At 52.6% G+C, this 15575-nt stretch carries 11 protein-coding genes; 3 read left to right on the plus strand and 8 right to left on the minus strand.

The window, feature by feature from the left end; genetic code table 11:
- The first annotated feature begins 60 nt into the window (after nt 1-60).
- A complete protein-coding gene (locus BR86_RS0103395; protein WP_031471592.1) occupies nt 61-2079 on the plus strand; it encodes an ABC-F family ATP-binding cassette domain-containing protein in 2019 nt (672 codons plus the stop codon).
- A 119-nt stretch (nt 2080-2198) separates the two neighbouring features.
- Here BR86_RS0103395 and BR86_RS0103400 read toward each other — a convergent pair whose 3' ends face one another.
- On the minus strand, nt 2199-3527 hold the full coding sequence (locus BR86_RS0103400) for an N-acetylmuramoyl-L-alanine amidase family protein (protein ID WP_161767270.1): 1329 nt from the start codon (nt 3525-3527) through the stop codon (nt 2199-2201).
- Between the two features lie 94 nt (nt 3528-3621).
- Between BR86_RS0103400 and BR86_RS16125 the strand changes: the two genes are divergently transcribed.
- On the plus strand, nt 3622-3936 hold the full coding sequence (locus tag BR86_RS16125; RefSeq protein ID WP_051684553.1) for a hypothetical protein: 315 nt from the start codon (nt 3622-3624) through the stop codon (nt 3934-3936).
- 234 nt (nt 3937-4170) lie between these two features.
- Here BR86_RS16125 and BR86_RS0103415 read toward each other — a convergent pair whose 3' ends face one another.
- The 7 genes from BR86_RS0103415 to BR86_RS0103450 all read right to left on the minus strand — a co-directional run bounded on the left by BR86_RS0103415 (nt 4171) and on the right by BR86_RS0103450 (nt 12237).
- Nucleotides 4171-5451, minus strand: a complete 1281-nt coding sequence (locus BR86_RS0103415; protein ID WP_031471595.1) for an adenylosuccinate synthase — start codon at nt 5449-5451, stop codon at nt 4171-4173.
- 98 nt (nt 5452-5549) lie between these two features.
- Complete coding sequence (gene purB, locus BR86_RS0103420) at nt 5550-6986, minus strand: adenylosuccinate lyase (protein WP_031471596.1); 1437 nt, start codon at nt 6984-6986, stop codon at nt 5550-5552.
- A gap of 151 nt (nt 6987-7137) precedes the next feature.
- The gene (gene dapB / locus BR86_RS0103430) at nt 7138-7893 is read right to left on the minus strand and encodes a 4-hydroxy-tetrahydrodipicolinate reductase (protein ID WP_031471597.1); all 756 of its coding nucleotides are present in this window, start codon (nt 7891-7893) and stop codon (nt 7138-7140) included.
- A gap of 119 nt (nt 7894-8012) precedes the next feature.
- Entirely contained in the window at nt 8013-8897 is an 885-nt protein-coding gene (gene dapA, locus BR86_RS0103435; RefSeq protein WP_031471598.1) for a 4-hydroxy-tetrahydrodipicolinate synthase, read from the minus strand.
- Nucleotides 8898-8957: 60 nt separating this feature from the next.
- Nucleotides 8958-9455: a cob(I)yrinic acid a,c-diamide adenosyltransferase gene (locus BR86_RS0103440; protein ID WP_031471599.1), complete on the minus strand. Its 498-nt coding sequence runs from the start codon at nt 9453-9455 to the stop codon at nt 8958-8960.
- Between the two features lie 31 nt (nt 9456-9486).
- Nucleotides 9487-11340 carry a translational GTPase TypA gene (gene typA / locus BR86_RS0103445; RefSeq protein WP_031471600.1) on the minus strand — a complete coding sequence of 618 codons (1854 nt, stop codon included), beginning with the start codon at nt 11338-11340 and terminating at the stop codon, nt 9487-9489.
- A gap of 246 nt (nt 11341-11586) precedes the next feature.
- The gene (locus BR86_RS0103450; protein WP_031471601.1) at nt 11587-12237 is read right to left on the minus strand and encodes a YigZ family protein; all 651 of its coding nucleotides are present in this window, start codon (nt 12235-12237) and stop codon (nt 11587-11589) included.
- A 303-nt stretch (nt 12238-12540) separates the two neighbouring features.
- Here BR86_RS0103450 and BR86_RS0103455 point away from each other — a divergent pair, with 303 nt between their 5' ends.
- Nucleotides 12541-15093, plus strand: coding sequence for a transglycosylase domain-containing protein (locus BR86_RS0103455; protein WP_051684554.1), 2553 nt, complete (start codon nt 12541-12543; stop codon nt 15091-15093).
- Nucleotides 15094-15575: the final 482 nt, after the last annotated feature.

Below are 15575 nucleotides of genomic sequence, written 5' to 3' on the forward strand. Positions count from 1 at the left end.
TTTTACTGGTATGTCAGCACATCCGGTCACCGGCTGTACCATTATCGAAATGAGGCATTTATGATTTTATCCTGTAATAATATAACAAAAACCTTTAACGGAAACACGATCCTCGATCATGTCTCCTTTCATATTGAAGAGCATGCGCGCTGTTCCATCGTCGGCATCAACGGCGCGGGGAAATCAACACTCTTAAAGATTATCATTGGGGAAATGAACCCGGACGAGGGCGACGTCACGGTCCAGCACGGAAAAACCGTGGGTTACCTCGCCCAGCATCAGGATCTGGACGACACAACGCCGATCTACGAGTGTCTGATGGAGGTAAAACAGCCGATTCTGGAAATGGAGCGCCGACTGCGGGCTCTCGAACACCGCATGACGGAGACCGAGGGCGACGATCTCCAGAAAGTCATGGACGATTACAGCCGTCTGGATCACGAGTATGAGATGGCAAACGGCTATGCCTGGCAGAGCGAAATCACAGGCGTCCTGAAGGGGCTCGGCTTTGCCGAGGAAGAATTCCGCCGTCCGGTCTGTGAACTCTCCGGCGGTCAGAAGACCCGTGTATCGCTCGGAAAACTCCTTTTGTCCAAACCCGACATTATTATGCTCGACGAGCCGACCAACCATCTTGACATGAATTCCATAGCCTGGCTGGAAACCTATCTTCTGAACTATGCCGGAACCGTCATCATTGTGGCTCATGACCGCTATTTTCTTGACCGCGTCTCGACACAGATTGTGGAAATCGATCACGGAAAGGCCATGTCATTTCCGGGCAACTACACGGAGTACAGCAAGAAGAAGGCGATCGTTCGCGCCGGCATCATCCGCGCCTACCTGAATCAGCAGGCGGAAATCAAACACCAGGAAGCCGTCATTGCCAAACTCCGCTCCTTCAATCGCGAAAAATCCATCAAGCGAGCGGACAGCCGTGAGAAAATGCTGGACAAGATGGATCTTCTCGAAAAGCCGGAAGAGGATTCCGCTGAGATGCATTTCACGCTTGAGCCCTCCGTTGCCAGCGGAAAGGACGTTCTGACGGTTACCGGTCTGGAGAAGGGATTTGACGGTGATATTCTCTTCCGGGATGTCAATTTTGAGATCCACCGCGGCGAGCGGGTAGCCATCATCGGCAACAACGGAACCGGAAAGTCAACGCTGTTAAAGCTCATCATCGGACAGCTCCTTCCGGACAGCGGAGAGATCCGCCGGGGAACCAAGGTCAACATCGGATACTATGATCAGGAGCATCAGGTTCTCGACATGGACAAGACCATTTTCCAGGAGATCTCCGACGAGCACCCGGATATGAACAACACCGAGATCCGTAACGTCCTCGCGGCATTTCTCTTTACCGGCGAAGATGTCTTCAAACGGATCGGTTCTCTGTCGGGCGGCGAGCGCGGCCGCGTTTCTCTTGCCAAGCTCATGCTCTCCGAAGCAAATTTCCTGATTCTCGATGAGCCGACAAACCATCTGGACATCGCCTCGAAAGAGATCCTTGAAAATGCGCTGAACCGCTATACCGGAACCGTTCTCTGTGTGTCCCATGACCGATATTTCATCAATCAGACCGCAACTCGCGTTCTCGATCTCACCATGGGATCACTGCTGAATTATATCGGAAACTACGATTACTATCTGGAGAAAAAGGAAGATACGGAAAAAGCTTTTCTGGACCGCATTTCCCGCAAACCTTCCTCCGGAAAGAACGGATCAAACGCTGCTCCGGAAGGCATTGCCGGAACAGTCTTCGGAAGCATCGGTCAGAAAAATGCACCAGCAGGCCGTTCCGACAATTCCGGAAAGGACGTGTCCGACGGAAAGCTCAGCTGGCAGCAGCAGAAAGAAGAACAGGCGAGAATCCGCAAGATTCAGAACGATCTGAAAAAAACCGAACAGGAAATCCATGATCTCGAGACCCGCAGTGAAGAGATCGACGGCATCCTCTCGCAGACGGATATCTATTCCGACGTCGCAAAACTCATGCAGTTAAACCGCGAAAAAGAAGAAATCACCGCAAAACTAAATCCGCTCTACGAAAAGTGGGAAGAGCTTGCGGAGATGGAATGACAGCGGCCGGTTGAGTTTATGCATCTTCCGGATCGACAAGGTATAAAAAAGCCAAAAAGAGCTGTATCTTCCGTTTTGATATGGAAGTACAGCTCTCTTTTTTATATGCGTATCGGAAATTAAGTCTCTGTTTCTGCCCCGTCCTGAGTCCGGACATCGGAGACATCTTTCGCCGCCGGTCCCGTAGCCTTCGAATCGACGCGCTCTGATGCAGGGCCGGAACCGCCGAACCCCATTCCTCCGTTTTCCGAAAGTTCATACTCTTCCGGCTTCCGGTCGGATGTCACATGAAGAAGTTCCTCGATGGTTTCCGCAAGTTCCGGAGAATTCTTTCGCATCTCCTCGCGGACCGCCGGATCAAAATATCCGCAGAACATGACGGCGGCCATCGCTTTCTCATCGTCAGCAAAATACGACGGGAGCGTCGGTGCAATGGAGGAGCCGGACGAAAACTCATCGTATGCAACGACAGCCTCTTCCATCTTATCCCGCTCTTTCACCGTCCTTCTGAGAACCGACGCGATATATTCGCCGAAGCCCATCCGGACAGCTTCCGGATCGGTAAACTTGATTTTTTTGTAATCGGTATCGGTCTTGTATTTCACATACCAGATTCCCCGATCCGTCAACGGAGCGGACAGATAAATCTTATCGGTATACCACATAAACTGCCATCCGTCCTCACGGAAACGGGTCACCCAGTATGGTGTAATCTCCGAAAACTGCTCCGTCAGAAGGTCTTCCTCTGACTTCAGCGGCTTCCGCTTTCCGTAGAGGATCATATCGCCTTCCGGATCATGGATGCCGTCGGGAGAATAATATTTCGTCCGGATAAAACTGCCTGCCACCAGTCTTCCATTCTCATGGAAGGTGTAGAGATGTCCGTCCGCCATGTGACGGCCCCCCATATAGAGACGTCCCTTCGGATCGAAAAGATACCAGAATCCGCCGGCATTTACCCAGCCTGTCGTCAGACTGCCGTCCTCCCGGATCCGGTACCAGCGGCCGTCCTCGCTGTCCAGAAGCCAGCCGGTTATCATCGCACCGTCTTCATCAAAATAATAGGGATGGCCGGCAAGCTTCACTCTTCCGTCAGTTTTCAGATATCCCTCGGAATCCGCGTAATACCACTTATCCTGATAGAACAGCCACTGCGACGACGCATAAGTGCCGTCCTTTTTGCGATAACGCCACTCCTTTCCGACATATTCCCAGTTTCCCGGAATCTCCCGGTTCTTTCCGTCCAGACACACGACATCCGGACCGGTAAAGTCCTTTGACGCCGCATAGGCAGGAATGGAAAAAGAAGAAATGTTTCCGATGCGGATGCCGGAAAAGGTCATTCCAAACGTCAGGGCCGCCGCCGCAATCCGACGAAGTTTTCCGCCGAAATTGCGCATTTTCTTCGAAGTCCGTGCTGCCGCAGGACTGTTCTGTCGCTGTTTCACCTCCGCATCCGCCTCCTTTCTCGGGATCTTATGGAAAAATAATACAGAATCATTTATAATATCGTCTGATAAAACAGTAAGGAAAGGAATCCCCATGAAACTGAAACGAATTCTGGCTGTTTCAGCCGTGTTCCTCATTTTTGCGCTCTACGCCGGTTCGGTGGTCTGCGCACTGATCGGAAGTCCTCTCGCACAGAGCCTTCTGATGACAAGTCTTTTTCTGACAGTCGTTGTTCCGGCGCTTCTTTATCTCTATTCCATGTTTCTGCGTCTTTCCATCCGGAACAAACGCGAGGCAAACCGTGAAGTCTTCGAACAGGTGGCCGGTGCGCCGAAGTCCGGCAGCAACCCGGCATGCAAAGACGGAAGTTCCCGGAATTCATCCCCGGAATCACATAACTGTCTATGATTATAGCACAGATTCCCATGAAACTTTATTAACGTTTCATTACTCCGGATCCGGGGTCTCTGTCTTCGGAATGGACAGAAAAGGAACCCCAAAAAAAACGAAGAAAATAATGCGCAGAGAAAAGACGCGCAGAGAAAACGCCGGCAGAACAGTCTGCCGGCGTTTTCTCTGCGTGATGGACATATTATCAGGTCCCGGCGTCACAAAATCCGCGCCGCCGGTCTGCGTTCGATATTACTTGCGGAAAATAATCTCATTTCTGCCCGGACCGTTGGATACCATCTTGATCGGGCACTCGATCTGACGCTCGATCTCCTCGATGTAGTCACGGCACTCTTTCGGAAGTTTGTCATACTCTTTGATTCCGCGAATGTCACACTTCCAGCCCGGCATGGTCTTGTAAACCGGCTTTGCCTTCTCAAGTTTCCAGGTAACCGGGAAATCTTTGACGATCTCGCCGTCAATCTCGTATCCGACACAGAGATGAAGCTCATCCAGATATCCGAGGACATCCAGAACAGTCAGAGCAACCTGAGTCGCGCCCTGTCTCTGAACACCGTAGCGGGTTGCTACCGCATCAAACCAGCCGACTCTTCTCGGTCTTCCGGTCGTTGCGCCGTATTCGCCCTTATCGCCGCCGCGCTTTCTGAGTTCTTCCGCCTCATCGCCGAAGATCTCGCTGACAAATGCACCGGCACCGACCGCACTGGAATATGCCTTTACAACCGTGATGATGTCCTTGATCTCATACGGCGGAATCCCTGCACCGACTGCACCGTATGCAGCCAGAGTGGAGGAAGAAGTAACCATCGGATAGATGCCGTGATCCGGATCCTTCAGTGTTCCGAGCTGACCCTCGAGAAGGATGGTCTTTCCCGCCTTGATTGCTTCGTTCAGGAACTTTGCGGTATCCGCTACATACGGAGCAATCATCTCCTTATACTTCATGAGCTGACCAAATACCTCATCTACGCTGAGTTCCGGCTTGTTGTAGAGATACTTCAGTTCAATGTTCTTCTTTTCGACTACATTTGCCACGCGTGCGCGAAGCTCCTCTTCCGGCATGAACAGCTCATTGACCTGGAAGCCGACCTTTGCAAACTTGTCGGAGAAGAACGGAGCGATACCGCTCTTGGTGGAACCGAAGGATCTGCCGGCCAGTCTCTCTTCCTCGTAGGTATCAAAGAGAACATGGTACGGCATCAGAATCTGAGCCCGGTCGGAAACCAGGATCTTCGGTGTCGGAATTCCCTGTGCGAGAACGGACTCCAGCTCCTCGATGAACTTACCGATATCGAGGGCTACACCATTGCCCAGAATACAGGTGGTATTGTCGTTAAAAATACCCGACGGAAGAAGGTGCAGTGAAAAACGTCCGTAATCATTGATGATTGTGTGTCCGGCGTTATGACCACCCTGGAAACGTACAACTACATCGGAGGTCTGAGCAAGCATATCTGTGATCTTGCCCTTACCTTCATCGCCCCAGTTAGCGCCTACAATTGCTCTTACCATTTTGTGTCCTCCTGATTTTTCTCAGTTGCTCAAATTTATTATCGCCCTGTCCGTACTGCCGAACGCCGGTCACGGCAGGGCACGCATCGGATGATTCCTTAAACGTTAATCTCTGCCTTGACGCCGAGATCCCCACGGTTTTCATTCAGAATCGGACGGATGACCTCCTCAAGGAACTCCTCCACCTGTTTCGGGGCACAGCCCACATATTTCTTCGGGTCCATATTGCTCTTCAGCTGATCCAGCGTGACATGGAAGGCCGGATCGGCGGCAATCAGTTCCAGAAGGTTGTTGTCGAGACCCTTCTCCTTGACATTTTTGCCGGCTTCCATGGAGAGCTCACGGATTCTCTCGTGAAGTTCCTGACGGTCTCCTCCGAGTTTCACACAGTCCATCATGATATTCTCGGTCGCCATAAACGGAAGCTCCGCCATCATGTGTTTTTCGATGACCTTCGGATATACCACCAGTCCGTCCACGACATTGAGATAGAGATCGAGGATGCCGTCGATTGCGAGAAAACCTTCCGGTACGGAGAGACGCTTGTTGGCAGAATCGTCCAGTGTTCTCTCAAACCACTGCGTGGAGGCAACCAGCATCGGATTCATGAGATCCGACATCACGTAATTGGCCAGAGATGCCATTCTCTCACTGCGCATCGGGTTTCTCTTATATGCCATCGCGGAAGATCCGATCTGGTTCTTCTCGAACGGTTCCTCCACTTCCTTCAGATGCTGCAGAAGCCGGATATCGTTCGAAAACTTATGCGCGCTCTGGGCAATGCCGGCGAGCACGGAGAGAACGCGGCTGTCGTTCTTTCTGGAATAAGTCTGTCCGGAAACCGGATAACAGCCCGGGAATCCCATCTTTTCCGCGATCATCTGATCAATCTTTCTGCATTTCCCGTGGTCTCCGTTAAAGAGTTCGAGGAAGCTTGCCTGTGTACCCGTGGTACCCTTGGATCCGAGAAGACGGAGGCTGCCGAGAACATAATCAAGATCATCGAGATCCAGTTTCAGTTCCATCATCCAGAGCGTTGCTCTCTTTCCGACGGTAGTCGGCTGCGCCGGCTGGAAGTGGGTAAATGCAAGCGTCGGCTGATCTTTGTATCGGTCCGCAAATTTTGCGAGTTCATCGAGAACACAGATCAGTTTCTTCCGGACAAGCTGAAGCGCTTCCGTCATAATGATGATGTCGGTGTTGTCTCCGACATAGCAGCTGGTCGCGCCGAGATGAATGATTCCCTTTGCCTTCGGGCACTGAAGACCGTAGGCATAAACATGGGACATGACATCATGTCTTACCACTTTTTCCCGTGCTTTGGCTTCCTCAAAGTTGATGTCATCTTTGTGTTCTTTCAGTTCATCGATCTGTTCCTGCGTGATTCCGAGCCCGAGCTCATGCTCCGCCTCGGCCAAAGCGATCCAGAGTCTTCTCCAGGTCCGGAACTTCTTCTCCGGAGAAAAAATGTACTGCATCTCTTTGCTTGCGTACCGCTCTGAAAGCGGGCTAACATATCTATCGTAACTTGCCACTGTCTGTTTCCTCCATGCAGATGGTCTCCGTCCCGTCTGTACAGGCAGAGATCTCTTCGTGTTTCACAAACGGCAGTCCGAAATGCATGCCGGATGATTCCATGAACTGCCGCGGAAACGTTTTCCGTTTCCATCAGTTTCTGCGCTGCCGTCAGCCGATGACATCCTCCATCGAGTACATGCCCGGCTTTCGGCCGGCAAGGAACTTCGCTGCCGCGATCGCTCCCTTACCGAAAATCGCCCTGGAATAGGCGGTGTGCTGCAGTGTGATGACCTCATCCTCACCGCAGAAAAGAACATCATGCTCTCCGACAATGGTGCCGCCGCGGATCGCCTGAAGTCCGATTTCCATCGGATCTCTCTTTTCCTTAAAGGAATGACGGTCATATTTGTAATGGTATTTTCCGTTCATCTCATCATTGATGGAATCGGCAATCGCAAGAGCCGTGCCGCTCGGCGCGTCAAGCTTGCGGTTGTGATGCTTCTCAAGGATTTCAATGTCAAAGCCGTTGGGCGCAAGGGTTCTGGCCGCGTCTTTCACAAGCTTTAAGAGGAGATTGATTCCGAGAGACATATTGGCGGAACGAAGTACCGCAGCGCTCTCCGACACCTTCTTCGTCTTCTGAAGCTGCTCCTCGCTCAGACCGGTTGTGCAGAAAACCACCGGCATGTGATGCGCTTCGCACCAGTCCAGAAGCTCATCCGCAGCAGCCGCAACGGAAAAGTCAATCACAACGTCCGCATCGACATTGCAGTCCGAACATCTGGAAAATACCGGATATCCCAGAGAATCGTCCGCATGAATATCCATACCGGCAACAATCTCGATCTCCGGATCATTTTTGCAGAGCTCCGAAACCACTCTGCCCATATGTCCGCCGCATCCGTGCATAATTGCTCGAATCATAGTTCCTCCTTCATAAAAACATTGAACCGTGTTCGTGTATCGCGTTTTTTACGCGCTTAGGATGCAGATCCGCCGGCGGCACAAAAAGCCGTCCGAATCTGCATCCCGGAATAACAATATCAGAGAAGACCGGCGCCCTGCATCGCCTTCTTCAGCCGTTCAAGATTCTCCGGCTCCATATCCACAAGCGGTCTGCGGAACGGGCCGACATTTTTTCCCATCAGGTTCATGGCCGTCTTGACCGGAATCGGGTTGGTCTCGCAAAAGAGCGCATTCAGAAGCGGAACCGCTTCGATCTGCATTTTCATCGCCTTTGCCGTATCACCGTCAAAGAACGCACGGCACATCTCATGCACCGCCGTCGGAGCGACATTGGACCATACGGAGATTACGCCCTTTGCGCCGAGCGCCATCATCGGAACCGTCTGGTCATCATTTCCGGACCAGATGTCAACGGTGCCGTCCGAAAGGTTGGCGATCTGTGCGATCGCGGAAAAATCACCGCTCGCTTCCTTTACGCCGACAATATTCTCAACATTTCCGCAGAGCCATGCTATGGTCTCCGGCTTGATGTTGACACCGGTACGGCTCGGAACATTGTAGAGAATCGCCGGAATACGGATCTCGTCGGCTACCGCCTGGTAGTGCTCCTTAAGTCCCTTCTGCGTGGTCTTGTTGTAATACGGGGAAACCAGAAGAACGGCATCTGCGCCGTCTGCCTCGGCTTCTCTGGAAAGCTGGATCGCGGTTTCCGTACAGTTGGAGCCGGTACCGGCCACCACCGGAATACGTCCCTTGATGCGCTCACACGCAAAACGGATCACTTCACTGTGTTCCTCTTCGGTGAGGGTGGCGGACTCGCCTGTGGTGCCGCAGATGATGATGGCATCCGTACCGCCTTTTACCTGCTCTTCCAGCAGCTCATCAAGCTTATCGTAGTTGACGGTGCCATCAGCATGAAACGGGGTAACGAGTGCAACTCCGGCTCCGGTAAAAACTGACATGTCAAAACTCCTTTCCTGTCCCAACGGGCAGAAGACGCTGTTGTTCGTGTATTCGATTGATTAACGGTTGAGATCCAGTTTTTCGATATCGATGATGCTGTCCGCATATTTTCTGAGTTCTTCCGAACAGTTTCGTCCGGTCAGAATCAGCGTGGCCGACGGATCCCTCGCATCGAGCAGAGATGTGAGCATTTCATCGCTCACGATCTTCTGGTCCACCAGACCGAGAAACTCATCGAGGATCAGCATATCGCATTCTCCGGTTGTGAGAACCTTTTTTGCAAAATGCAGTCCGTTCTGGATATTCTGCACCTCTTCCGATTTTTTCTGCTCGTCCAGATCTTCAAAGTATTCACCGTTCTTCTCAAAGCTGAACAGGCGAAGACCCGGTTCCAGTTTCTTGTACCACTGTTCCGCCTCGCGGGGCATGGAGCCTTTCAAAAACTGAATCACAATAACCCTGTGACCCCGGCTCACCTCATGGATCGCCCGGCCGAGCGCAAGTTCGGATTTGCCGGTCCCCTTGCCGCAGATGATCTGAATCGTACCTGCTTCCATTACACACCTCCGATGCCGGTCAAAAAATTCTTTACTCCTGCGCTGCCTTTTCCTTGTCCTTGCGGCTGATCGCAGCTCTCTTTCTCAGAAGCGGATCGAGAATCTTCTTGCGGATACGAAGGCTGGTCGGAGTAACCTCCAGAAGCTCATCTGTATCAATAAAGTCAAGGCACTGCTCCAGGCTCATGATCTTCGGCGGAACAAGGCGGAGCGCTTCATCCGCACTGGAAGAACGGGTGTTGGTCAGTTTCTTTGTCTTGCAGACATTGATCTCGATATCCTCGCTCTTTGCACTCTGTCCGACAATCATTCCGGAATAGACGTCCACACCGGCACCGATGAACAGAATACCGCGGCTCTGTGCGTTAAACAGACCGTAGGTGATGGAAGTTCCCTGCTCGAATGCGATCAGAGAGCCCTGCTTGCGGTAAGCCAGATCGCCCTTATACGGAGCATATCCGTCAAATGCGGTGTTCAGAATTCCGTTGCCCTTGGTATCGGTCATGAACTCGCCACGGTATCCGATCAGACCTCTGGAAGGAATGGAGAACTGCAGTCTTGTGAAGTTGCCGCCGATCGGACTCATGCCCTGAAGTTCGCCCTTGCGTGCGGTCAGTTTCTGGATAACCGCTCCCGTAAACTCATCCGGTACATCGACATAGGCAATCTCCATCGGCTCGGTTCTCTTTCCATTCTCGTCCTTCCGATAGAGAACTTCTGCCTTGGATACGGCAAACTCAAATCCCTCACGGCGCATCTGCTCGATCAGAACGGACAGGTGAAGCTCGCCTCGGCCGGATACCTTGAAGTTATCCGGTGTGATCTCCTCAACACGCAGGGAAACGTCGGTGTTCAGCTCGCGGAACAGTCTGTCTCTCAGGTGACGGGAGGTGACGAATTTTCCTTCTTTTCCGGCAAACGGAGAATCATTTACCAGGAAATTCATGGCAATGGTCGGCTCGGAAATCTTCTGGAACGGAATTGCCTCCGGTGCCTCCGGTGCACAGACGGTATCACCGATGTGAAGATCCTCGATACCGGACAGCGCAACGATGTCGCCGACGGTTGCGGATTCCACTTCCACTCTTGCCAGACCGTTATAGGTGTAGAGTTTACCGATCTTCACCTTCTTCTGTTTGTCCGGCTCGTGATGGTTTACAATCACGCACTCCTGGTTGACACGGATTGTTCCGTTGCTGATCTTGCCGACACCGATCCGTCCGACATACTCGTTGTAGTCAATGGTGGAGATCAGCATCTGGGCATTCGCCTCCTGATCGCCTTCCGGAGCCGGGATGTGCTCGATGATCGCATCAAAGAGCGGTTTCATATCCTCGGATGTATCATCCAGATCTTTCTTGGCAAATCCGGCCTTGGCAGACGCGAAGATAAACGGAGCGTCCAGCTGTTCGTCGGATGCATCCAGATCCATGAAAAGTTCCAGAACTTCATCAACCACTTCCTGCGGTCTTCCGTCCGGACGGTCAACTTTGTTGATGCAGACAACCGCCGGAAGATCCAGATCCAGCGCACGGCGCAGAACGAACTTGGTCTGCGGCATCGGTCCCTCATAGGCGTCAACGACAAGAACAACACCGTCAACCATCTTCAGAACTCGCTCTACCTCGCCGCCGAAATCCGCGTGTCCGGGAGTATCGACGATATTGATCTTGACGCCGTTATACATAACGGCGGTATTCTTGGACAGAATCGTGATTCCTCTCTCTCGCTCGATATCACCGGAGTCCATGACGCGATCCTCAACCTCCTGGTTCTGGCGGAATACACCGCTCTGCTTCAGAAGCTGATCGACAAGACTCGTCTTACCATGATCGACATGGGCGATAATGGCAACGTTTCTTACATCTTCACGTTTCGTCTTCATAAACTATCAATCTCACTTTCCATGATGCGACTGGGCATCGACCAATAAAATATTTATCTATGTAATGTGCGGTAAATGGGCACACACAATCAGCGACTATATATTCTAACATCAAAGACCGCAATGTTCAACAAAATTTAAGATCTGCTTCAAGATCCATCCTCTTCAGGATCTGCTTCCGGATCTCATCTGCTTCTGCATCTATCCGCTTCCGGTTCGGCCCTTCCTGCTCCGCCCCGCGAAAGATTATTCAAAGATTACCGGCTGACTGCCGTCCATGCCGAAGCGTACCTCTCCCTCGTCGGTCACGGATATTCTGCCGCTTGTGGCATTGACAAGCTTTTTGATTTCCTGTTCCGCCATATCGGCCGGAAGAAGCACTGTGAGATCGACGCCCTCGGCGTATTCGGTCCGCTCCGTGACAATGCCGTCCTCAGACAGAATATACTGAACTTTTCCGAGATCCGTGTAATCCATATGAAGCCGGGTGCGGGCAGCCGGAATCACTTCCATCACCGTACTGTTGGCGATTCCCTCTTTCGCCGCCGCGGTATATGCCCGGACCAGTCCGCCGGTTCCTAAAAGCGTTCCGCCAAAATACCGGGTCACAATGATCAGGCAGTTGTGAAGACCGGAACCCGTCAGCACATCCAGAATCGGTCTTCCGGCTGTTCCCGACGGCTCCCCGTCATCGGAGAACCGCATCAGCTCATCCTTCGGTCCCGCGACATAAGCGAAGCAATGATGCCGGGCATCCCAGTACTTCTTCCGCACTCCCTCAATCAATGACAGCGCCTCTTCCTCCGAGGCGATCGGCGCCACATCCGCAATGAACCGCGATTTTTTCTCGACGATCTCTCCGGTTCCTCCGCGGTACAGAAGTCTGTATTCTCCCATGCTGTTTCTCCTTCACTGCTTTCTAACACATTTCTCTTATTGTATCCCATCCCGCCGCAGGATGGCAAACTGTTTGTGAAAGGAAGAACACTCCACGGACGAAAAATCCGCGGCATACCGGCCGCTTCGCGACTGTTATGTCATGCCGCACCACATGAGTGTAAACGCTCGCGTGGCCCGTGGCTTATGTGGTATAACAGCCGCTTCACGACTGTTATGTCATGCCGTCGCCACATGAGCGTAAACGCTCGCGTGGCTCGTGGCTTATGTGGTATAATACTCTGGATTGAAAGGAGTCACTCCATGAATTTCAGTAAAAATTCCATCAACCGACGGATTTCCGAACAAAAATCTCCGAAAAAGCGTCTCGGTCACCGGGCCGGCAGCATCACGCTCGGAACCATCGCCGGCATCACGCTCTTCACGGTCGTCACCGGGCTTTCTTTCGGATACGGCGCCATCCGCGGCATCCTCGCGGAATCTCCCGAATACGATCCGTCGATGATGAAACCGTCAGGATACTTTTCTTCCATATATAACAGTCACGGCGAGGTTGTCCAGCAGCTGATCGGTCCGGAGTCAAACCGGATCCGCGTCACATACGACGAACTTCCCGACGATCTGATCAATGCCTTTGTCGCCATTGAGGATTCCCGGTTCTGGCAGCACCGGGGCATCGATATCCGCTCGATTCTCCGGGCCGTCGCCGGTGTTCTCAGCGACAATTACTCCGGAGGCGGTTCCACGATCACGCAGCAGCTGATCAAAAACACCGTTTTTAACGGTGGTGCGGAGAAAAATGCAGGCTCCCGCTTTGAGCGGAAAGTACAGGAGCAATACCTCGCGCTGAAGCTGACTCATGACGTGGACCGAAAGACCATTCTCACCAATTACCTGAACACGATCAATCTCGGAAGCGACACCCTCGGCGTCGAGGCAGCCTCCCGTCGGTATTTCGGCAAGGACGTTTCACAGCTTACCCTCTCGGAGTGTGCGGTCATCGCCGGAATCACGCAGAATCCGGCCAAATACAATCCGATCACGCATCCGCAGGACAATGCCTCCCGCCGCGAGATTGTTCTCTCGGAAATGTACCGTCAGGGTTACATTACCGCGCAGCAGCGCGACGAAGCCCTGGAGGATGACGTCTATGTCCGGATTCAGACCAATGACATCGCTTCCCGATCCGAATCTCATCCGTATTCCTGGTACACCGATGAGCTGATTGAACAGGTGACGGGCGACCTGAAGAAAAACTACGGCTATACCGACACGCAGGCCTGGAATCTTCTCTATACCGGCGGTCTCCAGATATACACGCCGCAGGATCCGGACCTCCAGAAGATTGTCGACGAAGAGGTCAACAATCCGTCCAACTACAGCGCCGCCAAGATTTCCCTGGACTACCGGCTCTCTGTGTCGGAACCCGACGGCACCGTGAAAAACTACACCCAGGATGACGTGCGGACATACATCCGGACGCAGAAGGAAAAGCCGGATTTTGACGGTCTGTTTTCCACGGAAGCGGAGGCAAATGCCGCCCGGGACGAGTTCCGCACCCGGGCCCTGAGTGACGGCGGAACGCTCCTGTCCGAGACAAGCGACACCGTCATTCAGCCTCAGGTTTCCTTCGTCCTGATCGATCAGAATACCGGAGAAGTCAAGGCACTCTCCGGCGGCCGCGGCGAGAAAAAAGCCAGCCGTATCCTCAACCGTGCGGCAGATTCTCTCCGCCAGCCCGGATCGACCTTCAAAGTGCTCTCCGTCTTCGCTCCGGCGCTGGATACCGGTCAGGCAACACTTGCGACCACCTACTACGACGCACCGCTCTCGAGCGAAGGAAAAATATTCCATAACTGGTGGGGAGACGACTATAAAGGCTATCACACCATCCGGGAAGCGATCACCTACTCCATGAACATTCCGGCGGTTCTTTGCATGCGAGACACGGTAAAGCCGCAAAACGGCGTTGAATTTGCACGAAGCCTCGGTATCAGCACACTGACGGCCACGGACAACAATCTCGCCACCGCGCTGGGCGGCATCACCAACGGAGTCTCAAATCTCGAACTGACCAACGCGTTCGCGTCCATTGCCGACGGCGGCATTTACCGGAAACCGGTCTTCTATACGAAGGTGACGGATCAGAACGGAAAGATCCTTTTGGACGGAACTCCGGAGGCCACCCGGGTCATGAAGGACTCCACCGCCTTCCTTCTCACGAATGCGATGACCGATGTCATGAAATCCAACACGCTTTATGACGGCGGGGGATATCCGGTGCACTCCACCGGCACCACCGCGGCCTTTGACGGAATGACCATTGCGGGAAAAAGCGGGACCACCACCCGGAACAACGACGTCTGGTTCGTCGGATACACCCCGTATTACACTGCCGGCATCTGGGGCGGCTGTGACGGAAACCAGACGCTCAGCAATTCGGAAACCGGGGTAAATAACGGCGGAACCTCCTTCCATAAGATCATCTGGCGAAAGATTATGGAGCGCGTTCATCAGGGTATGACCGATCCGGGATTTGCTGTCCCCTCCGATATCGAGACAGCGGACGTCTGCCGGAAATCCGGAAAACTGCCGATTACCGGCGTCTGCGAAAATGATCCGCGCGGCTCCGCGGTATACACCGAATACTTTGCCGCCGGTACCGTTCCGACCGAGGTCTGCGATCACCATGTCCGCATCACGGTCTGCGGCACATCCGGCAAGCGTCCTACTTCAAGATGTCCGGAGTCCGGTCTGACGCAGAAAGTGATTATGACGGTTCCGGAAGGCGGCGATGTCACCGACGATTCCGCCTTCACCATGCCGGATTACTGCAACATTCACAGTCCGGAGTGAGCAGACGAGTCGAAACACGCTTTGCGGAGCATTTTCTTCACGGGAAATGCGATACACTTTCCGAACGATTCGAAACACACTTCGCGAGTTTCGTGCATTTTGTGGCCCTCGCCATGTCCTCACACAGCGTGGGCTTTGGCGAGTCAGCCGAAAAAAGAAGGATCCCCAATCCCGGCAATGTCATTAAGTTAAGATGACAGAAATAAGAGTTCTATATCTTAAGTGATATAGGGCTCTTTTTTTATATAAATACTTGACATGTTTCAAAAAATGTGCGGCCGCTTTCGCTACTGATTAGTTTTAATGTAGCGAAAGCGGCCCTTGAAATTGTAAGCATAATTCTCAATTTCAAGGAGGCGCATATGAATCCAAAACAAGTAAAAGATTTATTGGTTGACAAAATAAAGCTGGTTTCAGCAAATGCTAAGTCGTTCTGTATTGATTCTGATAAGAACTTTTCAAGAAAAAGAAAGCTGACTATG

It is taken from the genome of [Clostridium] aminophilum DSM 10710 (assembly GCF_000711825.1).
In the GTDB taxonomy this organism is placed as follows: Bacteria; Bacillota; Clostridia; order Lachnospirales; family Lachnospiraceae; genus Clostridium_R; species Clostridium_R aminophilum.

Bases quoted from the DNA above. Each gene is read 5' to 3' on its own strand.
- BR86_RS16125 (WP_051684553.1), top strand. From the start codon at position 3,622: ATGAAACTGAAACGAATTCTGGCTGTTTCAGCCGTGTTCCTCATTTTT.
- BR86_RS0103440 (WP_031471599.1), bottom strand. From the start codon at position 9,455: ATGGAAGCAGGTACGATTCAGATCATCTGCGGCAAGGGGACCGGCAAA.
- dapB (WP_031471597.1), bottom strand. From the start codon at position 7,893: ATGATTCGAGCAATTATGCACGGATGCGGCGGACATATGGGCAGAGTG.
- BR86_RS0103395 (WP_031471592.1), top strand. From the start codon at position 61: ATGATTTTATCCTGTAATAATATAACAAAAACCTTTAACGGAAACACG.
- dapA (WP_031471598.1), bottom strand. From the start codon at position 8,897: ATGTCAGTTTTTACCGGAGCCGGAGTTGCACTCGTTACCCCGTTTCAT.
- typA (WP_031471600.1), bottom strand. From the start codon at position 11,340: ATGAAGACGAAACGTGAAGATGTAAGAAACGTTGCCATTATCGCCCAT.
- BR86_RS0103455 (WP_051684554.1), top strand. From the start codon at position 12,541: ATGAATTTCAGTAAAAATTCCATCAACCGACGGATTTCCGAACAAAAA.
- BR86_RS0103450 (WP_031471601.1), bottom strand. From the start codon at position 12,237: ATGGGAGAATACAGACTTCTGTACCGCGGAGGAACCGGAGAGATCGTC.
- BR86_RS0103415 (WP_031471595.1), bottom strand. From the start codon at position 5,451: ATGGTAAGAGCAATTGTAGGCGCTAACTGGGGCGATGAAGGTAAGGGC.